Here is a 21,319-nt window from a genome sequence, read left to right as displayed (position 1 = left end):
CTGAGCTCCTTGCCGCCTCGTCAGGAATCGGGACGGGGGTCGGCCCTGTCCAAGTCCTTCCCGCCACCAAGGACCACCGCGGCCCGCTCCATGCCCATGCTGTCCGACAGCGACCGGCGATCTTCCTCGTCGGTTTCCGGCGGGTCGAGCATATCGACCAGCATCGCCTGCAGCTCCGGGGTGTCCCAAGGCAGGCCATTGCGCTCCCTGGTGTGAATGTAATGCCTGATCTCGCTGTCCTGCTCCGGGCTCAGGGGCAGGCCGCGAAACGTGTTCGCAGGGTCGGGCATGATCATGATCCCTCCTATGAAGTGGCGACCAGCATCCCGAGCCTACGCGCATTGCCGCTTGACGGGCGCACCGCACACCGGTGTGCGTGTCGTCCCCGCCGCCTGGCGCCGCTCAGGCAGCCGGGCGGCCAAAGAAGAAGCGCAGCATTTCTTCGCTGGCCTTGGGCCCCAGGGTATCAACATGACTGCCGCGCAGGTCGCCACCCGACCAGGCGTGGCCGGCGCCGTGCACGGTCCATTGCTCGGCCAGCACGCCGCCCCTGGCTTCGCGATGCACATGGCGGGTGAACGCACGCCCGCCGGCACGGCCGGTTTCGGCCACCATGGCGACGCCGGCATCCGCAGCCTGCCTGTGCAGCGCATGGTTGTCGAGCGACTGGCGTACCACACCGCTGCCGTTCGCCCGATGGACCGTGGCGTCGGCATCGCCATGGAAAACGATCACCGGCACGACGGCATGCGTCCGCGGCGGCGCGGGCGCGGACGGATCGGGACCATTGCGCATCGCCAGCATCGCGCTGGCGTCGCAGCTCGCGCTGCCGTGGGCCAGTCCGGAATGACAGCCGACCGCGCTGAACAGGTCGGGATACGTGCGTCCCAGGATGACCGCCATGGCGCCGCCCGCGGACAGGCCCGCGACCGCGACGCGTGCGGGATCCACCGCATGCTCGGCCATGATGCGCCGGGTCAGTCCCGCGAGCAGCGCCGGCTCGCCCGCGCCGCGCCGATGATGGGTAGGTTCGTACCAGTTCCAGCACCTGTTCCAGTGTGCGCTGCAAGGCTGCTCGGGGTACAGGACCATGCAGGCATGCTCCTCGGCCAGGGCGTTCATGCCGGTGCCGACGGCAAAATCGGCGGCGTCCTGGCCGCAACCGTGCAGCATGACGACCAGCGGCATCGGCCGGTCACGTTCGCCGTGGGGAATGAACAGGCGGTAGCGGAGCGCCTGCCCTCCTTCCTCGTGGAATCCGTACGTGAACCGGCTGCGGGTGGTGGGCTGGACGGGCATGCCGTTCCAGGGGAAGGCCAATGACGACCACGCGTCGAAAACGGTGTTGAACATGTGCGGGTTCCTTGTTGATGTAATGGATGATCTCCCGAGACGGAAGCGGCGGCGAGACCGCATGGTCAGCGCCGCCGCGAGGGATGGCCCCGGAGGGCCAGGGTGAGTCGTGAAGATCAGCGCGCCGGGGACGGGACCTTGTTCTCGGCCTGGCTGTTGCCGCCGCCTTGCACGTTGCGCGTGCCACTGGGCGGGCCGGCCTGGCCGCCAGGCTTCACGCCCGCGCCATCGGCGCCGCTTTGCAGGTTGCCGAGGAACTGGGCGCCGATCCTGGCGCCGCGCTCGGCCTCCTGCTTGAAGGCATCGCGCGATGTCTTCATGGTTTCCTCCTGCTGGCGCAAGCTCTTGTCGGTTTCCTCGACCGAGACGCGCGTCACCTCGTCGGCCAGCGCACGGGCGGTACGGGAGGTTTCCTGGCCATGCTGCTCGGCCACCCGGGTCAGGTCAACCTGGGTGCTCGCGGCGAGCTGCGACAGCTGTTGCTGGTAGGAACGCAGCTTGTCGGTGGCGGGCTGGGCACGCGAGGCTGCCGCCGACAACGCGTCGGTGGGGCGCTCGGTGGCCAGCATGCGCTGGGCGGTGCTGGTGGTTTCCTCGAGCAGGCTCTGGCCCAGCTGCATGTTCAGCTGGAAGACCTGCTGCAAGGAGCGCGAGATGGTCTGCGACAGCTCGTTCAGGAACGCGGTCTGTGCCTCGATGTGGGAACGCACGGCGGGAGTGACGGATTGGGGGTATGGATACATGGAGTACCTTTCGGGGAATGGAATGATGTGGGCACGCGCGCGCCGAACGCGGCGCGTTGACATGTCTGGCGGGAATGGCAGCACGGCGGATGCCGTCTGGGAGAGGACGATCACCAAGGATCGCGTTTGACCTTCACACTATGCGCTCTTTTTCGCGCCTGTGCGGGCGCTTTGCCAATCTATTTTCGGGGAATAACAAGCGGCAAGAGATTGCTTGGAGAATGCGCCCTGGTTTCAGGCGACGTGGAACAGAACGGCGATGTAGTGGCAGGCACTGCCGGCGAGGACGAACAGATGCCAGATGCCGTGGCCATGGCGCAGCTTGTGGTCGGTGGCGTAGAACGCGATGCCGCCCGTGTAGAGCAGCCCGCCGGCCGCCAGCCAGGCGAAGCCGGCACGGCCGAGCGCATCGACCAGGGGGCCAATGGCGAGCAGGGCAAGCCAGCCCATCACCAGATAGACGACGAGCGACAGGACACGTGCCCGGCTTGCATGGCAGAGCTCCTGGACGACCCCGAACAGGGCCAGCGCCCACACCACGCCGAACATCGTCCAGCCCAGGGTCCCGCGCAGCGTGACGAGCGTGAACGGCGTATACGTGCCTGCGATCAGGAGGTAGATGGCGCAATGGTCCATCTTGCGCAATACGTCCTTGGCGGCGCCGTGCACGCTGTGGTAGAGGGTGGACGTCAGGTACAGGATCAGCAGGGTGAGCGCATACACGCCGCAGGCGACGATCTTCCATGGGTCGCCGCCGAGCGCAGTCACGGCCACCAGGAGCACACCGCTGAGGGCTGCGAGAACCGTTCCCACCGCATGGGAGATGCTGTTGAAGCGTTCGCCGTGATCCATATGGCCCGTCAGCGGCCGGCATGTCGCTGGTAATCGGCCATGGCGGATTCGATCAGCATCCTGGCAGACTGCGATCTCCAGTGCCGGGAAACGTACAATTCGCCCTCCTCCAGTCGGCTGGATACTACCGCAGCATCGTCCCCATCGAGCAAGGCAACGCCCGTATTACCGGGTGGAGCCGGATCCAGCTGCTCCCACCTTGTCCTGAGGCGGTCGAGGACGGCGCAGATCTCGTCCCGTTTGACGCCGCGCTGGGCCAGATAGGGAACGATCTCCTGCGCAATCGCTCCCCACTGGACAAATACCTTGGTTGGGAACTCCAGGACTGTATGCATCGCTTGCTCCGCGTAGTCGACATGGGCTGGCAATCACGCGCGATCCGTGCGAATGACGCAGCAGGCCCGGATCGCCGCAGAAACGGGGCCGGCTGTTCCAGCGCGGATTGACGGCGGCGACAGGACGAACCCAGCACCACTATGCGCCCCACCGCGCCCCGTACGGAAGAAAAAAGTGTAAGTATTCGTTCGATGTGGACATTGCGTTTGCTCGCATGAACGGGTACCGCCTCATGCATTGCTACGCAGCATTGCCTCCATCCGGTCGGCATCGACAGGCCGGCTGAAAAAATAGCCCTGTCCCTCGCCACAGCCATGCAGCTTGAGGAAATCGAGTTGCACCGCGTTCTCGATGCCTTCCGCGATGACGCGCTGGCGCAGGCTCTTCCCCATGCCGATCACGGCGATCACGATGGCGCCGTTGCCCTCCGGGTTGCCGTCGATCGCCCGCACGAAGGACTGGTCGATCTTGAGCACGTCGATCGGGAATTCGTTCAGGTAGCTCAGGCTGGAGTAGCCGGTGCCGAAGTCATCGACGGCAATCTGCACGCCCATCGCCTTGAACTTCGCAAGCAGGCGAGCACTGGCCGCGACATCGCGCATCAGCACGCTCTCGGTCAGTTCCAGTTGCAGCCAGGCCGGGTCGACGCCGGTTGCTTCGAAGATGGCAAGCGCGTGGTCGAAAAAGTCGCGGTGACGAAACTCCATGGCGGACACATTGACCGCGATCGATACCGGCGCCACTCCGCTGTCGCGCCAGCGCACCGCCTGCGCGCAGGCTTCGCGCAAGACCCACCGCCCGAGGGGAACCACCAGGCCGCACTCCTCGGCAATGTGAATGAAACGCTCAGGCAGGACCATTCCCCATTCGGGGTGTTCCCAGCGCAGCAGGGCCTCGACACCGGTGATCGTCCGGTTTTCCAGGTCCAGCTTGGGCTGGTAATACAGTGCGAATTCGGCGCGTTCGAGCGCCCGGCGCAGGTTGCTTTCGACGAGCTGGCGCTCGACGGCTCGCGCATTCATGTCGTGGCGAAAGAACTGGTAGCCGTTACGGCCGCGCTCCTTGGCGTGGTACATCGCGGTATCGGCATTCTTGATCAGGGCGGCGGCATCCAGGCCGTCGAACGGAAAGACGCTGATGCCGATGCTCGTGGAGGTATGCAGTTGATGTCCATCGACCGCGAAAGGGCTCGACATCGCGACCAGGATCTTCTCGGCCGCCAGCGCCGCATCCTGCGGGCGCCGCTCGGCCGCCAGCAGGACCACGAACTCGTCGCCGCCGTGGCGGCTGACCGTATCGGACGTGCGCACGCACTGGAGCAGGCGCGCGGCGACGGCTTGCAGCAAGTGGTCGCCGACGCCGTGGCCGAGGGAGTCGTTGATGTGCTTGAACTTGTCGAGGTCAAGGAAAAGCAGTGCCGGGCAGGTATTGCTGCGCCTGGCCAATGCGATGGCCTGGGTGATGCGGTCGTTCAGGAGGACACGGTTGGGCAGGCTGGTCAGGAAATCGTGCTGGGCGAGGTGCTTCATCTTCGTGCTCAGTGCGACAGCCGCAGAAATGTCTCTGAAGATCATGACAGCACCCACAAGCTGTCCATTCCAATCGAAGATGGGCGCGGCCGAATCCTCGATCCTCCTGCGCTTGCCATGTCGATCCACGAGGACGACTTCCCCGCTCAAGCCCTCGGGCCGGCCGGCCCGCAGGACGGCCTCCACCGGATTGACGACCGTAGCATCCGCATCGCCTTCGACCATGACGAGGACTTCCGCGATGGGCCGCCCCCTGGCTTCATCGCGTTTCCACCCGGTCATCAGTTCGGCCGCGATGTTCAGGTAGTCGACCCGCCCATGCATGTCGACCGAGACGACGGCGTCGCCGATCGAGTTCAGCGTAATCTGCGCGCGTGCCTGGACAGCGTCCAGCTTCTGCTCGACCCGCATGCGCTCGATAATATTGCGCAGGGATTGCGGCACCAGGTTATTGTCAAAGTAGCCCTTCGACAACCAGCCCTGCGCGCCGCGCTGGACCGCCTCCCTGGCCTGCTGCTCTTGGGCGAGCGCGCACAGCGCCATGATCGGCGTATGACGCGCCGCCGCGAAGACCTGGTCGAAACTTGCCAGGCCGCTGCTGTCCGGCAGGCACATGTCCAGCAGGATCGCATCGATCCCGCCCTGCGCAATGCGGTGCAGGCCGTCTGCCAGGGTCGCGGCGTCCTCCACGACGAAGGGGCCGTCGGATGCATTGCCCAGGGCGTGGCGCAAGCTCCCGACGTCGCCGGGGTCGGGGGAAATGATCAGGATGCGGTTTTCCATACTGCCTGGGTGAATACCTTCCAGATCCGCGCCGGCCGAAGCCGTCAATACAATGCATGCTAGCACGGTGCACGAGCGCCGTCGCGCGAATCGCTTGCTTCGCGCCCCGGGCATGCGCGGAACTCCCGCACGTGCCTCCAGATGGGAGTACACTGCGACATCGCCGCCGCAGATCTGTGGCGGCCCTGCCCTTCCGGTCGCCGACCATTCGCTGCAAGTCGCGAGCACTGCCGCAGGCAACCCACATCAGCCCGCACGCTGCGGGCCGTACCACGCACCGCGATTCCACCGGCATCGTCCATGCGCGCATCCCGGGCATTCCCGCACCGCCGGCAAGCATGCTTTTTTCATTCATGGCAGCAGGAGGGCATCATGCGACACAAGCTCAAGGCGGTCTTCGACGACCGCGGCAAGGCCCAGCAGGCGCTGGACGTCTTGCTCGCCTCCGGATACGCGCGCGCCGATACCGGCCTGGCAAGCATCGCTGGCGCGCGTTCCGCGACCACGGGCGACGCACCTCCCCCGAAGTGGCGCGAGCGCCCCGGCGCCTCGACCGCGCGCCTGCTTTCCCGCTTGCTCGGCCATGCAGGCAGCCGCCCGGCGACGGCGCCTGCGACGGGCAAGGTGGACAGCCATGTCCTTACCCTGTGGACCGATTCGACGCACGATGCCACGCGTGCCGCCGGCCTGATTGCCGGTTTCATGCGCACTGGCGGCGAGGAGGTCGGCACGCGCCCATTCGGTGGGCGGACGGACATCGACCAAGCCGCGCGTGCGGCCTACCGTTTCGGCCATGACCTGCACGAGAACGCGCGCTACCGCAACCGTTCATGGCATGAGGCGCACGCCGACCTGAAGGTGCTGTGGGAAGCGCGCGATCCGGATAGCCACGGATGGGACCTGGCCGCGCCGGCGGTCCGCCTCGGCTGGGACAGCACGCATCCGGAGATCGACGACGACAGCTATCGCCGGAGTCACTGGAGGACGCGTTACGCCAACAACGCACAGGACGCCGGCGCATCGCGCGGCCCCGGTTCGGACCTGGCCTGTCCCGCACCGGGGAGCGCGCCGGGATGCAGGCATCCGGGCCAACCCACGGCCTGGGAAAATTTCATGGACGCCGTCAAGCACGGCTGGAGCAGGATCAGGGTCGGCAATGACATGGACGAGGACGACTATCGCCTTCATCACGACCGCACCCATCCCGGCACGCATGACGGGGATCTCGCCCCGGTTACCGCTACGGCCGCAAGCTGCACCGCAGGAGCATGTTCGGGGGCCCTGGCCGGGATGCCGCGCCGTACGCAGCTTGCGGATTTCGTATACAGTCCGCCCTCGCACAAAAAGAGAGGAACAATGGAACTGACAAACGAGGTGACACTCGACGGCGACGTCTACTGCTTCGAGGACGCCGAACGGGTGGCCGAAGCACGCGCATGGATCGATGCGAACGGCAAGGACAGCACGCGCTTTCGCAACGCCTTTCCCGACGCGCGCCCGGTCAGCACGCACCCATACGGCTCGGGCAGCCAGCGCCGTCATTAGCACGCCCGCGGGCCTAGCGCCGCAACTCCGACATGATGGTCTCGGCCATGAAGTCGCAGGACGGACGCCGCGACTTGCTGCTGCGCGCCAGGATGACTTCCAGCGCATCCGGTTCCGGCAAGCCCTGCGCCTGGCCGAGCTGGCTCAGGTGCGCCGGTACCGCGCAGCGCGCCAGCGGCGCGATGGCCAGGCCCGCTTCGACCATGCTGAGCAGCCCCATCAGGCTCGGGCTTTCATACGAGGTCCGGTAAGGAATCCTTGCCCGCTCCAGGCTGCGGATCGCGTTCTCGCGCGCCACGCTGCCGGGCAGGAAAACGGCGATCGGCAGCGGCCGCTCGCGCCAGATCTCGTGCACGCTGGGCGACGCGGCCCAGACCATCGGTTCGAAGCGCACGAACTCCCCCGACAAGCCCTTCACGCGCGTGGCGCACACCAGGTCGACCGTGCCGTCCTTCACCATGGGCGCAAGCGCCACGCTCGGCAGGCCGACCACCTGGATCTCCACCTTCGGATAGGTGGCGGAAAACCTCTTGAGGATCGGCGGCAGCAAGGACGAGGCATAGTCGTCGGGCACGCCGAGCACGACCCGGCCGGTAACGTCGGGCCGGACCACCGCGGCCCAGGCTTCGTCGCGCAGGGCCAGCATGCGCCGCGCGTAGGTGAGCAGGACCTCGCCGTCCTGCGTCGGCGTGACGCTGCGCGGCCTGCGTACGAACAGCGGCTTGCCGAGCGCGGTCTCGAGCGTCTTGATCTGCATGCTCACCGCCGATTGCGAGCGGTGGACGACTTCGGCCGCGCGGCTGATGTTGCCGGTATCGGCCACTGCCACGATCATGGCCAGGACGTCCAGGTCGAGTGCTTTCACAGGTATCAGAAAAACAGATAGATGCCTTCAATATTATGCGATTTTCTTAAGCAATGCCATCGTGCATAGTATTGGAAAGGAGCCAGACATGAACGCAGCCACCGATCCACGCATCTTCGCAGTCCCCGAGCTTTGCTTTGCCACCGTTCCGTCCGGGGTACGCATCCCCTACGTGGCGACCGGGTCCGGGGAGCCGCTGCTCTTCGTGCATGGCTCGCTGTGCGACTACCGCTACTGGAACAGCCAGACGGACGCCTTGTCGCAGCACTTCTCCTGCTTCTCGGTCAGCCTCAGCCACTACTGGCCTGGCGACGAAGCCGGCGCCCTGGGCGCTTTCAGCTGGCAGCTGCATGTCGCGGAACTGGCGGACTTCATCCGGGCGATGAACCTTGGCGCGGTGCACCTGGTGGGCCACTCGCGCGGCGCATGCGTCGCCTTCAACCTGGCACGTAGCTATCCGGAACTCGTGAAAACGCTGACCCTGGCGGATCCCGCCGGCCCGCTGCAGGCCGGCCCGACGCCGCCGGCGCCGCTGTCCTCGTCGGACGAGGCGGTCCGCGCGCGAGTTGCCGAGCTGATCGGGACTGGAGAACTCGACGCGGGCCTGGAGCTGTTCGTCGACTCGGTGAGCATTCCCGGCATCTGGCGCAAGAGCCCGGCCTCGTTCCGTAGCATGGCGATCGCCAATGCGGCAACGCTGCCGAAGCAGTTCCGCGATCCCTTGCCGGCCTATACCCGCGCCGGCGCGGCCGAGCTGCGCTGCAGGACCCTGCTCCTCGCGGGAGAGCGCAGCCCACGCATGTACCGCGATAACGTCGACCATCTGGCAGGCTGGATGGCACACGTGGACAAGCGCAGCATGGCGGGCGCGTCGCACGGGATGAACGTGACGCACGCGGCGGCGTTCAACCGCCTGCTCCATGCATTCCTGGGGAAACAGGCGGCATAGGCCGTGTCTGCGGCGCCGGTGACGGGCTTCGCGGGCAGCCCGACCGGCCATCAGTCCTCACCGTGCAGATGGGTTCTGATTGCCGGCCCCAGCAAGCGTTCCAGATCGATCAGGTGGACCTCGTCCCCATCGCACCCTACGGATCCGACGAGATAAGGACAACGTTCGACCAGCGCCTGGTCCGGGATGCGAATCGCGGCGTAGTCGACATTGACCGGTTCGCGGATACGGTCGACCAGCAGGGCGAACCTGCAGTGCTGGACGTTCGCGACCACCAGGCGGCTCCCCGTCATCGGCTTTTCCTTGCCCGAAGAAGAACGGAAGTCGACAAGCGGAATAATCTGTCCTTCGTAAGACATGACGAGTCCCTTGCCAAGGCGCACTGGAGCGTGGATCGGCGCCAGATCCAGCAGCTCGCAAAGACTGACTGCATCGAACGCCAGTTCGGTGCCCAGCGCCTTGACCCGTTGCAAGCGGATCTGCGCAAACATGTCGGAAAACTTCATGTACGGATCGGTGTCGTCAAATGAATGCATGCGTGAATTGAAAAGGGGTAGGAACAGGGTCGATGCGCGCAGCTCAGGCGTGGCGCAAACGCAGAAAGAGCCGTAACGCGCCGCCCAGGTCGCGAATCAGCAGCAACATGGCCAGCGTCATGAACAGCCCGGCCGGCCTGGCGAGCACGGAGGGCGCCAACGGCGAACCGAGCAGCAGGCATAGCGCGACCACATGCCAGCGCCACTGGCGCAGGGCGCGCGCTTCGTCCACGATCGACTTCACGCCGGGCACGCGGGCGCCGCCTGCGCGGACGTCGCACTGCAGGTGATACCAGACCAGGAAGGGGACGATCTTGTAGAGCATGCCGTTCACCGCCGACATGCCGAAGCCGGCAATGACCAGCACGCCGGTCAGCAGGGCGCGCCGGTCGGGCGCGAGCGGCAGGAAATGCACGAGGATCGCCAGCGCCAGGCAAGCCATGGCCAGGCTCCAGTAGAAGGTGCCGACATCGGCCTTGCGCTTGCGCCGGCGGAAGAACTGGAAGGTGGTCGCGACGTACGTCAGCATCAGCGCTCCCACCCCGATTTCTGCCGCCAGTTGCAGGCCGGGCAGCTTCAGCAGCGCCGCGCCGCTCCAGGCGAGCACCAGCGCGAACAGCAGCACCGGCATGCCCTCCTCCAGCAAGCGCGGGTAGGCTGGCGTGCCCTGGAACATGGGAATCACCTGGAACGAGACCGCCGCGGTCAAGGCCACGATCCAGCCGACCAGTCCCCAGGACGCGTGCACGTCGACGAACAGCAGCACATCCAGCATGCCGAGACCGGCCAGGTACATGGCCAGCGCCCCGCCCAGGCCCATCGTCACGGCCAGCCCCGAGATCGCCAGACGCACGCCTGCCACCAGGGGCCGGGCGGCCGGCACGATCCGGCGCGAGATCGCCGCTCCTACTGCGCTCAGGACGACCAGTCCGGCAAGGCCGAGCAGGCTGGCGGCCGTCACATAGAACCCGGGGCCCAGACCGAGGCCAAGGGCGCCGGCCAGGATGACGGTGCCCCCCGCCAGGCCACTCCAGGAGAGCAGCGCCACCGGGCCGGCCAGCTTGACCGCTGTCCCGGCGACGACCGGCAGGATCTGAAACAGCGCACCGACGATGGTCATCGTGAGGAAGCCAAGGCTCAGCAGGTGCGTCATAGCGAGCGTGACCGGCGTCCAGCGCGAGCTCAGCGCCGCCTCGCCATGCCACATCAGCAGGAGCGCTGCGGCGAATACAAAGCAGGGAGCGGTGAGCAGGAAGGGCAAGGGCACCCAGATTGGCGGCATCGCGCCATAGCTCAGTGTTCGTTGCATGATCTTTTCTGGATGGCCAGGTCGAACCTGCCGTCGTCGCGCGGGGTCAGCCGGTGGCGATAAGCATGGCGCTCGAGCACCCGGTACAAGGGAAAAGGTTCGCGGTCGATCAGGACCTGCAGGGCCATGTCAGGCGGCAGCGTCGCCAGCGCTTCCAGAATCCGTTCCATCGGCTCGGGTGGAAGCAGGCCGGACACATCGAGAAAAGCCGCGGCGGCAGTCGCTGCGCTCATGAGAGAAACTCCTTTGATTCGAAGGGGGAAACGGCAAGCGCGGTGATCGGCTCGGCCGCGCCTGCCGTGGCCAGCAGGTCGGCGAGGCTGAGCCGGTTCAGCTCGGCAAGGTAAGCCTCGGTCGCCCTGGCCAGCGATTGGCGCAGGCGGCAGGCGGCGCCGAACGGGCACGCGCCAGCGTCGCCGCCGAAGCACTGCGCCATGTGAAAATTCGGTTCTGTGCGGCGCACGATGTCGCCCATGCGAAGCTCACGCGGATCGCGGTCGAGCCGGATGCCGCCGCAGCGCCCGCGGACCGCCACGATCACGCCGTCGGTCGCCAGTTCGTTGACGACCTTGGCAAGATGGTTGCGCGAGATGCCGTACTCGAGGGCGACCTCGTCGATGGTTGCCATGCGGCCGTGGCAGCTGCCCAGGTACATCAGGAGGCGCAAGGCGTGGTCGGTAAACTCGGTCAGCCGCATGGCGTCTCCTCAGGAGCGCAATCTGAAATCGATGACGACGTCGCCGACGCTGCGCCGATGGTAGACGACGTTGACCCGTTCGCCGAAGACGTCGTCGATTTCGTTCAGCAGCGGAATCGGATCGTGATCGTTGCAGAACCTCATCGATTCGCCTGGCAACAGCGTATGCAAGGCGCCGAAGATGGCGGCATGACGAAAGCGGCGGTCGACGCCCCTGGCATCGAACACATAGGTGCGGCCCGGGCTCATGGGGGCGGAACAATCGTGTGGCATGTGCTACTCCTTTCGTGAATCTGTTGTAGATGCGAGCGGCCGCCGGAGCGGGCGGATTCGCTGCTTCAGGCGCGCGCCGCGACGGTGCCGGCGCCGGCCTGCGGCTCACGCCTGCCGCGCATCAGGCGCAGGGCGAACAGGCTGAGGAACAGGATCCCGACGGCGAACACGATGTCGCCCGGCACCCGCAGCCACACCATGTTCTCCATGAAGGCCGAATGAACGACCTCGGCCGAACGGGCGTACCACATGCCCTTGGTGATGCTGGCATGCGCCTGGTAGATGCCGGCCGGGACCAGCGACATGAAGACCATCATCGCCAGGCCGATGTTGAGCAGCCAGAAGGTCGGCCGCAGCAGCGAATCGGACCAGCCGATGCCTGCGCTCAGTCCGCGCAGGCAGAACAGCATCAGGCCGATGCCGAGCATGCCGTAGACGCCGAACAGCGCGGCGTGACCATGCGCTGCGGTCATGTTCAGGCCCTGCATGTAATACAGTGCGATCGGGGTGTTGATCGAGAAGCCCAGCAGGCCGGCGCCGACGGTGTTCCAGAAGCCGACCGCGATGAAGCACAGGATCGCCCACTTGTAGTTGCGTACCCACGGCGCCGCCCGGGTGCGCTGGTAGTTGCGATACGCCTCGATCCCGATCAGCGACAGCGGCACCACTTCGAGCGCCGAGAACATCGAACCGAGCGCGATCACCGAGGTCGGGGTACCGGTGAAGTACAGGTGGTGCAGCGTGCCGAGGATGCCGCCGAACAGGAACACGATGGTCTCGAGCACGATCGCGCTGTTGGCGGAAGCGGCGCGGATCAGGCCCAGGCGGGTGAACAGCAGCGCAATCACGGCCGTCGCGAACACTTCGAAGAAGCCTTCGACCCACAGGTGGACCAGCCACCAGCGCCAGTATTCGACCATCGAATAATGCGTGCTGCGGCCCCAGGTCAGCGAGGTGGCGTAGAAACCGCCGATGCACAGCGCCGCCAGGAACACCATGGCGACCAGGCCGCGGCTTTCGGATGGCTTGCGCAGCGCCGGCCACAGTCCGCGGCCGAGCAGGAAGGCCCAGAACAGCAGGCCGATGAACAGCAGCACCTGCCATACCCGGCCCATGCTGGTGAATTCCAGGCCCTGGTTGCCGATCCAGAACGAGAAGTCGGTGCCGGCGGCGCGCAGGGTGCCGAGCCAGCCGGTGACCGTCGAGCCGACCACGATGAACAGCAGCGCATAGAACAGCAGGTTGACGCCCAGTTTCTGGTGCTTCGGCTCGTGTCCGGAAATGGCCGGCGCGATGTACAGGCCGGTCGCCAGCCATGCGGTAGCGATCCACAGCACGGCGAACTGGGTGTGGATGGTGCGGCTGACGGTGAACGGCAGGATGTCGCCGATCGGCAGGCCGAAGAAGCTGGTGCCCTCGACCGCATAGTGTGCGGTGATGACGCCCATGCCGACCTGCGCCAGGATCAGCCCGACTACCACGAAGAAATACTTGCGGGTGGCGCGCATCGAGGGCGTGATGCCTAGCTTCGCCAGCGGGTCGCTCTCCGGTGCCGCCGGATCGTCCTCGTCCTTGTGCCTGCCGTGGACGAACACCATCCCGGCAATCGCAGCGATCATCAGGATCACGCTGGCGATCGACCAGATACCGGCGCCGGCGGTCGGCGTATTGCCGACCAGCGGCTCGTGCGGCCAGTTGCTGGTATAGCTCAGGCCTGGCTGGCCCGGGCGGTCGGTCGCGGCCGCCCAGGACGACCAGAAGAAGAAGCCGGTCAGCGCGGCACGGTCGGCTTCGACGGGAAGCGAGCCGGTCTTCATCGCATATTGCTCGCGCAGTGCGTCGAAACGGCTGTCGCTGCCGAACAGGCCGGCATAATGGCGCGCCACCTGCCGCACGGCTTGTGCGCGCAGGTCGGACAGCGCCAGCACGCCGGTGTGTGCATCATAGGTATTCCGGCGCAGCTCCTCGCGGACCCCGGCATCGACCTGACCCCTCCGGCCAGCGTCGAGATCGCCGTAGGCACGCCCGAAGTCGCGCAGCGCCAGCAGGTCCTGCAGCGCCAGCGCCTCGCGGTGCAGCCAGTCGGCCGACCAGTCCGGGGCCAGGTAGCTGCCGTGGCCCCAGACGCTGCCCAGTTGTTGCCCGCCGGCGGCCAGCCAGGCCTGCTGGCCGTGCTGGATCTGCGGTCCTTGGTACAGCACCTGGCCTTTCGCATCGGTCACGGTGAGCGGTATCGGCGGCGCCTCCAGGTAGATCTCCCTGCCGACCCAGCCGAGTACGGAAAACGAGATCACACAGATGACGGCCAGCCATGTCCAGAGTTTTTTTGTGGCTTGCATGATTGTCCTTGTGAGAGTGAACAGAACACTGTTGCGTTGTTCTGTCCGGCATCGTAGGTCTCGGCATCAAATGATGCAAACTATTTACATCTTTTGGATAGTCCAGATCAAGAAAACCCCGCCATCGCCTGCAGGCGGGATTGCCGATGTCAGATCGTGCGCGAATAGGGCATGCGCTGGAGGGGCTGCGCGCTGCCGGTGCCGAGGTAGCGGTCGAAGACCATGCAGACATTCCGGATTAGAAAGCGTCCCTCGTCGGTCACCTGCAGGCGCCCCGGGGCGCGGGTCACCAGTCCATCCTTCTCGAGCGTCTCGATCTGGGTCTGCTCGCGCGCGAAATAGACGTCGAAAAGAATTCCATGGCGGTCTTCCAGCGCATGGATGTCGAGATCGAAGTCGCACATCAGGCGCTGGATCAGGTCGCGCCGCACCAGGTCGTCGGGACGCAGTTCGATGCCGCGCGCCACCGGCAGCTCGCCGCGATCGAGCGCCGCGTAGTACCTGCCCAGAGACTTCTCGTTCTGGCTGTAGACATTGGCGACCGCGCTGATCGCCGAGACGCCGCAGGACAGCATGTCGGCCTCGGCATGCGTCGAGTAGCCCTGGAAGTTGCGGTGCAGCTTGCCGGCCCGCTGGGCCAGCGCTAGTTCATCGTCCGGTTTGGCGAAATGGTCCATGCCGATGTACACGTAGCCATGCATCGTGAGGTGGCCGATGCACAGGCCGAGCAGGTCGAGCCTGGTCTGGGCCGAGGGCATGTCTTCCTCGCGGATCAGGCGCTGCGACTTGAACAGGTCAGGCATGTGCGCATAGTTATAGACCGAAATGCGGTCGGGCGAGGCGGCCACCACCTTGTCCAGCGTGCGCTGCATCGAGCCCACGCTCTGCTTCGGCAGGCCGTAGATCAGGTCGATGCTGACCGAGCGGAATCCGTGGGCGCGCGCCGCCGCGATGGCGTCGAGCGTCAGCGCCTCCGGCTGGATGCGGTTGACCGCCCGCTGCACGTCCGGATCGAAGTCCTGCACGCCGAGGCTGATACGGTTGAAGCCCTGGGTGCGAAGTTCGGCGATGCGGGCCGCATCGACCGTGCGCGGATCGATTTCGATCCCGTACTCACCCTCGCCGTCGGGAGCGAAGTCGAAACGCTCGCGCAGGTGGCGCGTCAGGGTGTCCATCTGCGCGCCGCTCAGGTAGGTAGGGGTGCCGCCGCCGAAATGCAGCTGCTCGACCCGGTTCATGCCGCCATACAGGGCGGCCTGCATGTCGATCTCGCGCATCAGGTAAGCGAGGTATTCGGCGGCCTTGTCGCGGTCATTCGTGATGATCTTGTTGCAGGCGCAGTAATAGCACAGCGAGCGGCAGAACGGAATGTGGACATACAGGGACAGTGCAGGCCGGGCGGGCGCGGCGCGGCGCCGCTCGACAGCGGCCTGGTAGCCCTGGCTGCCGAAATCCGGAACGAAACGGTCGGCGGTCGGGTAGGATGTGTAGCGCGGCCCCTGGCGGCTCATGCGTGCCACCAGGTCGGCGTTCAGGACGGTAGGCGGCAGGGTGTGGGAATGTGAATTCATGAGACAAGAAAAGGTGATAGGCCGCGCAGCGCGCGGCAGTGCGTACACGCAGGGCGCTCAGCCCTCGCGCCCGTCGATGCGCGGCCGCGCAAGGTAAGGCCCATAGACGGCGCAGAACAGGGCAAACGCCAGGCTCCAGCACGCCGCGGCCAGCACCAGGCCCCATTCGCGCACGCCGCCGCCGCCGAGGGCCGCCGCCAGGCGCGCCAGCACGCCGGCCTGCAGCAGCAGGTACATTGCGGTCTCCGCCCTCCCCGCCTTGAGCATGCGCCCGGTATGGCCGAGCGTGGTGCGGGTGATCATGCCGATGATCAGGCCGCCCATCGCCCCCACCGCCAGCAGATGCACGGCGGCACTGTGCGGCGCCATGCCGAAGCAGGCCAGCGCGAGCACCGCGAAGCCGGCCGGAATCCATGCATACGACAGATGCAGGATCCACAGCAGCGGATTGCGCAGCGTGCACAGGGGCTTCCAGCCGGCCATCCGCACCGCCTGCACCAGCGCCGTCGCCAGCGCCAGCACGCCGAGCGGCAGCGACAGCGGCAGCACGGCCCAGGCCAGGCCGGTCGCCGCGGTCAGGGCCAGGCTGGCCTTCTCCAGGCGGGGATCGCTGGTGGTGCGCACGCCGCGCACGGCATTGGCAGTGAAGTTCGGAATCACCCGTCCGCCCAGCACCGATTCGATCACGATGATGGCAACGATGGCCGCATACAGCGGCTGCAGCGGCGACAAGGCCAGCAAGCCCAGTGCACTGGCATGGAAGGCGGCATTGGCCAGGGCCAGCACTGCCAGCAGGACCACCATGACCAGGTTGCGCGTATTGCCGGCGCGCCGGATCACCCGGTACAGGGGAATCGTTGCCAGCGGCAGGAAAGCCAGGTCGACCGCCGCCGCCAGCGCCGGGGGCAGCGCCAGCATGCCGGCGCGGCCGGCCACCCACAGGGCGACCAGGGCGCCGAGATGCCTGCCGCGCGGCGTCCACAGTCCGGTCCAGTTGCGGCCCGCCGTGTACAGGAAGCCGACCACGATTGCAATCACGAAGCCGAACAGCATTTCATGCATGTGCCACAGGAGATTCAGGCGCGAAGAGGCGATCCAGCCCAGGGACGCGGCGGTCCAGGCGGGAACGGCGACGCCAGCGAAGGCGGCTCCCAGCAGGTAGAACGGACGGAAGCCCAGGGCCAGGAAGGGGTGATCCTGCAAGGGACCGCTCGCGCGGGCGCCGGCCGGGTCTTCGATACGCAGCAATGTCATGGTGTTGCTCCCGTGTTGGATGGATGCCGGGCCGCTCAGCCTTCGTAGGCGCGCAGCCGCTCGGTGTCGAGGATCGTGATGCTGCGCCCGTCGATGGCGAGCATGCCGTGGTCGGCCATGTCGTGCAGCACGCGCGAGAAATACTCGGGCGAGAGGTTCAGGCGCGAAGCGATCATCTTCTTGCTTACCAAAAAAGTGACTTCCTGCCCCGGCACCGGGTCGTCCTTGAGCAGATAGCCGACCACGCGCTGGCTGCCCGAACGCAGGGAATAGGATTCGACATCCGAGATCAGCCCGTGCAGGCGGCGGCTCATGCCCGACAGCATGCGCCGTGAAAAAGCCGGGTTGCGCTCGATCTCTTCGTAGATCGCCTGCTTGCGCACGTGCAGCAGCATGCAGTCGGCCAAGGCTTCCGCCTGGACGATGTAGGGGCGATCCATGAACATCAGCGCCTCGCCGAAGCTCTGGTTGGGGCCAAGCAGTTCGACCACCTTCTCGTCCCCCTGGGACGACAGGAAGCACAGCTTGACGTTGCCATAGATGATCGTGTGAAAACCGTTGCACGGATCGCCGCGCTTGAAGATGACGTGGCCGCGCGCGGCGTGTACCTCGCTGGTGGCCGCAGCGACGGCGTCCAGCTGCTCGGCCGACAGGTCGGCAAACAGGGGCAGGCGTTTCAGGAACTGGCGCGGTTCGATGCGATGTCGTGGTGGCATGGTGGTTGGCGGCCTGGCTGGACGTGTCGTGATGTCTCGATAAGAACGGTTCAGATCATAGACTTCTGCCCGCGCAAAGGCTGTAGTTCTTTGTGCGTACGGCAGCTAGTCCGTCGTACCGACAGACCCATGCGCTGGAGCAGCCGGCGTGGCGGCCATCGTCATTCCGGCGTATTGCCGGCCCACCCTTTCCGCCCGACAATACAGGGGCCTTCCCAGCGGGATGGCGACGCGCGTTTCTCGATCAACCGTCATACGAGTACCCATATGCTGAGCGTGCAGGAAGCACTCGACCTCCTCCTGGCCCGGGCCCATCCGGTCACCGACACCGAGTCCATCGGCACCCTGGCCGCGGCCGGCCGCGTGCTGGCGGCGACACAATATGCCGGCATCGACGTCCCGCGCGCCGACAACGCCGCCATGGACGGTTATGCCGTACGCAGCGCCGAATGCGGCGCCGGCGCCGTGTTGCCGGTCAGCCAGCGCATCGCGGCCGGACACGCCCCCGCGCCGCTGGCTCCCGGCAGCGCGGCCCGCATCTTCACCGGCGCCGGCATTCCCGCCGGCGCCGACGCCGTCGTCATGCAGGAATACTGCCGCGGCGCCGAAGACGGCCGCAGCGTCGTCATCGAGCGGCAGCCCGTGCCCGGCGAGCACATCCGCCGGATCGGCGAGGACATCCGCGCCGGCACCCCGCTGCTGGAGGCCGGCACCCGCCTGCGCGCGCCCGAACTGGCCTACGCGGCATCGAACGGGCTGGCCTGTCTCCCGGTGACACGCCGGCTGCGCGTGGCCATGCTGTTCACCGGCGACGAACTGGTGATGCCCGGCGCAGCGCTGGGACCCGGCCAGATCTACAACGCCAACCGCTACGCCCTCGGATCGATGCTGTGCGCACTCGGTTGCGAAATCGACGACTTCGGCATCGTGCCCGACCGTCTCGATGCCACCCGTAGCGTGCTGCGCGATGCGGCCGCCGGCCATGACCTGGTGCTGAGCTGCGGCGGGGCCTCGGTAGGCGATGCCGATCACGTGAAGCCGGCGGTCGCCGCCGAAGGCAGCCTCGACCTGTGGAAGATCGCCATGAAGCCGGGCAAGCCGCTCGCCTTCGGCACGCTGCGCCGGCCCGGCGGCGCCACCCACTTCATCGGCCTGCCGGGCAATCCGGTGGCCTGCTTCGTCAGCTTCCTGCTGTTCGTCCGCCCTTTCCTGCTGCGTCTCCAGGGAATGCGCGCCGTGCTGCCCCAGCCGCTGTCGATGCGGGCCGAGTTCAGCGTCGAGCGTCCCGACGAGCGGCTCGAATTCCTGCGGGTGCGGGTCAGCCAGGCCGGCAATCTCGTGCTGTCCGGCGGTCAGGGATCGGCGCTCATGCGCTCTGCGGTCCAGGGCAGCGGACTGGCCCTGTGCCCGCCCGGCCAGCGCATCGCACCCGGCGACACGCTTGCCTACCTGCCCTTCGCCGAACTGCTCGGCTGAGCCCTGCCCGCGCTGCTACCCGGCGCCGGCGCGATCGGAAAACAGGGGCGCCGGCCTGTGCACCTCGTAGCCCTGGGCGAAATCGACACCGATACCGCGCAGCGCCTCGAGCACCTGGGCGTTCTCGACGAATTCGGCGATGGTGCGCAGCCCCATGACGTGGCCGACCCGGTGGATCGCCTCCACCATCGTGTAGTTCACGCGGTCGGCAAGCAGGTCCTTGACGAAGCGGCCGTCGATCTTGATGAAGTCGACCGCCAAATGTTTGAGGTAGCCGAACGAGGACATGCCGCTGCCGAAATCGTCCAGCGAAAAGCGGCAGCCCAGGGCTTTGAGTTCGGTAATGAGATGGGTTGCCTGCTTCAGGTTGGCGATGGCCGCCGTTTCGGTGACCTCGAAGCAGATCCGCGCCGGATCGACCCGCCAGCGCGCCAGCTCCTCCCTCACGAACGGCAGGAAGCCCTCGTCGCACAGCGTGGTGCCCGACAAGTTGACCGCATACACTGGGGCGCCGGCGCAGTCCGGGTGTAGTTCATGAAAGCGCCGCAACAGGCTGCCGATGACCCAGCGATCGATCTGCGGCATGATGCCGTAGCGCTCCGCGGACGGAATGAAGGCCATTGGCGATACCAGCGTTCCGTCGGCCTCCGTCATCCGGATCAAGACCTCGACGTGCCCGGCCGCGCCGGATTCGGCCTGCAGCGCGCGGATCTGCTGCCCGAACAGGACGAAGCGTTCGTCCTTCAATGCCGCATGCAGGCGGCTGATCCAGCCGACCTCGCCCTTGTGGCGCTCGACCTCGAGGTCGTCGCGGGTCGAGACGTGCACGCGGTTGCGGCCTTTCTCCTTGGCGACGTAACAGGCCGAATCGGCAATCCGCATGGCATCGCACAACAGCATCTCGCCGGGCAGCAAGGCAAGCAGTCCAATGCTGACGCCGATCGGGAACACCTTGCCGCCCCAGACGAAGTCGAAGGCCCTGAGCGCCTGGCGCAGGCGCTCGGCAACGGCGAGGGCCTCGTGTGCTTCGCTGCGGTGCAGGAGCACCCCGAACTCGTCGCCGCCGAGCCTGGCCAGGGTGTCTTCCTTGCGCAGCGTCCTGCGCATGACGTGCGCAAGCTGGCGCATCAGTTCGTCGCCCGCAGCGTGACCGCAAGTATCGTTGACGATCTTGAACTGGTCGAGGTCCAGGTACATGAGCGTGTGGCCGGCAGGGGAATCCGACTGCAGGATGGCGCTCAAACGCCGTTCGAATTCGTGCCTGTTGATGAGTTGGGTCAATGCGTCGTGGGTCGCCAGGTAATGCAGGCGCGACTCGAACTCCTGGCTGGCGGAGACATCGCGGAACACGATCAGGTGGCCGAGCATCCCGCCGGCCTCGTCGCGCATTGGCGCGACCGAGAGCGTGACCGGAATCCGGTCCCTGTCCTTGCACAGCACCCATCTGCGCGCCGGTTCGGCCGGTGTCGCGTCGGGAGACAGCGCATGCAAGTGGAACGGCTGGCCGTCCTGTTCCTCTACCGGCGAGAATACCCGGCTGAGCGGCATGCCGAGCGCGGCATCGCGGTCGCAGGCGCACAGCGCAGCAGCGGCCGGATTCATGTAGCTCACCGTTCCCGCGCCGTCGACCGCGACGACGCCGTCGCCGATCGCGCCAAGAATCAGCCGCAGGCGTTCGGTCTGCGCGTGCAGGGCGGCATGGCTCTGCATCAGGCGCTGGTTCAGCTCGCGCTGGCGCGCATCGGATTCCTCGGCGCGCTGGCGCGCCATGCGCAGTTCGTCCTCGTAGCGCCGGCGTTCGCTCGCATTGAACACGGTGAAATCGGCGCCCACCACCTTGCCTTGCGCATTCCTGCGCTGGGCAGCGTTGACCAGCACCGGGAAGCGCGTGCCATCGCGCGCCACCAAGCGCAACGCTAGTTCACAGACGGCGCCGCCGAGCTGCAGCATGGGCTGGCATTGGCCCTGGAAAAACACCCGCTCGCCGGGCGACAGGAAATCCTCCAAGCCGCGCTTGCCGATCACGTCGTCGCGGTCATATCCCGTCCATGCCAGGAACACCTCATTGCTATGGCTGATGTTCCCGTCCAGGCCCACGGCCACCATGCCGCACAAGGAATTCAGGGCGAAACCGTCCGCCGGCGTCCCTTGGTCGCCGCCGCCGGATACCGTCATCTCGTCACGCATCGGCCG

At 66.5% G+C, this 21,319-nt stretch carries 20 protein-coding genes; 3 read left to right on the top strand and 17 right to left on the bottom strand.

Going from position 1 to position 21,319, the window contains the following annotated elements:
* Positions 1-20: 20 nt before the first annotated feature.
* The 6 genes from FG94_RS04390 to FG94_RS04365 all read right to left on the bottom strand — a co-directional run bounded on the left by FG94_RS04390 (position 21) and on the right by FG94_RS04365 (position 5,596).
* Positions 21-296: a hypothetical protein gene (locus FG94_RS04390; protein WP_036207535.1), complete on the bottom strand. Its 276-nt coding sequence runs from the start codon at positions 294-296 to the stop codon at positions 21-23.
* A gap of 106 nt (positions 297-402) precedes the next feature.
* Entirely contained in the window at positions 403-1,353 is a 951-nt protein-coding gene (locus FG94_RS04385; RefSeq protein WP_036207532.1) for a PHB depolymerase family esterase, read from the bottom strand.
* A 116-nt stretch (positions 1,354-1,469) separates the two neighbouring features.
* Positions 1,470-2,096 carry a phasin family protein gene (locus FG94_RS04380; protein ID WP_051306115.1) on the bottom strand — a complete coding sequence of 209 codons (627 nt, stop codon included), beginning with the start codon at positions 2,094-2,096 and terminating at the stop codon, positions 1,470-1,472.
* A 234-nt stretch (positions 2,097-2,330) separates the two neighbouring features.
* Positions 2,331-2,948: a hemolysin III family protein gene (locus FG94_RS04375; protein WP_036207527.1), complete on the bottom strand. Its 618-nt coding sequence runs from the start codon at positions 2,946-2,948 to the stop codon at positions 2,331-2,333.
* A gap of 8 nt (positions 2,949-2,956) precedes the next feature.
* Positions 2,957-3,283: a hypothetical protein gene (locus tag FG94_RS04370; protein ID WP_036207524.1), complete on the bottom strand. Its 327-nt coding sequence runs from the start codon at positions 3,281-3,283 to the stop codon at positions 2,957-2,959.
* A 231-nt stretch (positions 3,284-3,514) separates the two neighbouring features.
* Positions 3,515-5,596: a bifunctional diguanylate cyclase/phosphodiesterase gene (locus tag FG94_RS04365; RefSeq protein ID WP_036207521.1), complete on the bottom strand. Its 2,082-nt coding sequence runs from the start codon at positions 5,594-5,596 to the stop codon at positions 3,515-3,517.
* Between the two features lie 372 nt (positions 5,597-5,968).
* On the opposite strand from FG94_RS04365, the gene FG94_RS04360 reads away from it, so the two are divergent.
* Positions 5,969-7,141 (top strand): hypothetical protein, encoded by a 1,173-nt coding sequence (locus tag FG94_RS04360; RefSeq protein WP_036207517.1) that lies wholly within the window; start codon positions 5,969-5,971, stop codon positions 7,139-7,141.
* 13 nt (positions 7,142-7,154) lie between these two features.
* Here FG94_RS04360 and FG94_RS04355 read toward each other — a convergent pair whose 3' ends face one another.
* Positions 7,155-7,976, bottom strand: a complete 822-nt coding sequence (locus FG94_RS04355; RefSeq protein WP_200879944.1) for a LysR substrate-binding domain-containing protein — start codon at positions 7,974-7,976, stop codon at positions 7,155-7,157.
* 118 nt (positions 7,977-8,094) lie between these two features.
* Here FG94_RS04355 and FG94_RS04350 point away from each other — a divergent pair, with 118 nt between their 5' ends.
* Positions 8,095-8,955, top strand: a complete 861-nt coding sequence (locus FG94_RS04350; protein WP_036207513.1) for an alpha/beta fold hydrolase — start codon at positions 8,095-8,097, stop codon at positions 8,953-8,955.
* A 50-nt stretch (positions 8,956-9,005) separates the two neighbouring features.
* On the opposite strand, the gene FG94_RS04345 is transcribed toward FG94_RS04350, so the two are convergent.
* The 9 genes from FG94_RS04345 to FG94_RS04305 form a co-directional block, all read right to left on the bottom strand.
* Positions 9,006-9,461 (bottom strand): chemotaxis protein CheW, encoded by a 456-nt coding sequence (locus tag FG94_RS04345; protein ID WP_161783934.1) that lies wholly within the window; start codon positions 9,459-9,461, stop codon positions 9,006-9,008.
* A gap of 73 nt (positions 9,462-9,534) precedes the next feature.
* Complete coding sequence (locus FG94_RS04340) at positions 9,535-10,800, bottom strand: hypothetical protein (RefSeq protein WP_036207507.1); 1,266 nt, start codon at positions 10,798-10,800, stop codon at positions 9,535-9,537.
* Positions 10,785-11,033, bottom strand: coding sequence for a DUF2249 domain-containing protein (locus tag FG94_RS04335; RefSeq protein WP_027863666.1), 249 nt, complete (start codon positions 11,031-11,033; stop codon positions 10,785-10,787). The genes FG94_RS04340 and FG94_RS04335 overlap by 16 nt, the downstream gene beginning before the upstream one ends.
* On the bottom strand, positions 11,030-11,497 hold the full coding sequence (locus FG94_RS04330) for an Rrf2 family transcriptional regulator (protein WP_036207504.1): 468 nt from the start codon (positions 11,495-11,497) through the stop codon (positions 11,030-11,032). The genes FG94_RS04335 and FG94_RS04330 overlap by 4 nt, the downstream gene beginning before the upstream one ends.
* A 9-nt stretch (positions 11,498-11,506) precedes the next feature.
* Positions 11,507-11,770, bottom strand: a complete 264-nt coding sequence (locus tag FG94_RS04325) for a DUF2249 domain-containing protein (protein ID WP_027863668.1) — start codon at positions 11,768-11,770, stop codon at positions 11,507-11,509.
* A gap of 65 nt (positions 11,771-11,835) precedes the next feature.
* Positions 11,836-14,109 carry a nitric-oxide reductase large subunit gene (locus FG94_RS04320; protein ID WP_027863669.1) on the bottom strand — a complete coding sequence of 758 codons (2,274 nt, stop codon included), beginning with the start codon at positions 14,107-14,109 and terminating at the stop codon, positions 11,836-11,838.
* 149 nt (positions 14,110-14,258) lie between these two features.
* Positions 14,259-15,680 (bottom strand): oxygen-independent coproporphyrinogen III oxidase, encoded by a 1,422-nt coding sequence (hemN, locus tag FG94_RS04315; RefSeq protein WP_036207501.1) that lies wholly within the window; start codon positions 15,678-15,680, stop codon positions 14,259-14,261.
* A 57-nt stretch (positions 15,681-15,737) separates the two neighbouring features.
* Complete coding sequence (locus FG94_RS04310; RefSeq protein WP_036207498.1) at positions 15,738-16,934, bottom strand: NnrS family protein; 1,197 nt, start codon at positions 16,932-16,934, stop codon at positions 15,738-15,740.
* A gap of 35 nt (positions 16,935-16,969) precedes the next feature.
* Positions 16,970-17,650 (bottom strand): Crp/Fnr family transcriptional regulator, encoded by a 681-nt coding sequence (locus tag FG94_RS04305; protein WP_027863672.1) that lies wholly within the window; start codon positions 17,648-17,650, stop codon positions 16,970-16,972.
* A gap of 267 nt (positions 17,651-17,917) precedes the next feature.
* On the opposite strand from FG94_RS04305, the gene glp reads away from it, so the two are divergent.
* On the top strand, positions 17,918-19,126 hold the full coding sequence (glp, locus tag FG94_RS04300; RefSeq protein WP_036207496.1) for a gephyrin-like molybdotransferase Glp: 1,209 nt from the start codon (positions 17,918-17,920) through the stop codon (positions 19,124-19,126).
* 15 nt (positions 19,127-19,141) lie between these two features.
* Here glp and FG94_RS04295 read toward each other — a convergent pair whose 3' ends face one another.
* Positions 19,142-21,313, bottom strand: coding sequence for an EAL domain-containing protein (locus FG94_RS04295; RefSeq protein WP_081925781.1), 2,172 nt, complete (start codon positions 21,311-21,313; stop codon positions 19,142-19,144).
* Positions 21,314-21,319 lie beyond the last annotated feature (6 nt).

The sequence above is a fragment of the Massilia sp. LC238 genome (genome assembly GCF_000735635.1).
Lineage (GTDB): Bacteria > Pseudomonadota > Gammaproteobacteria > Burkholderiales > Burkholderiaceae_D > Telluria > Telluria varians.
This window is presented reverse-complemented; position numbering and strand designations above follow the sequence as displayed.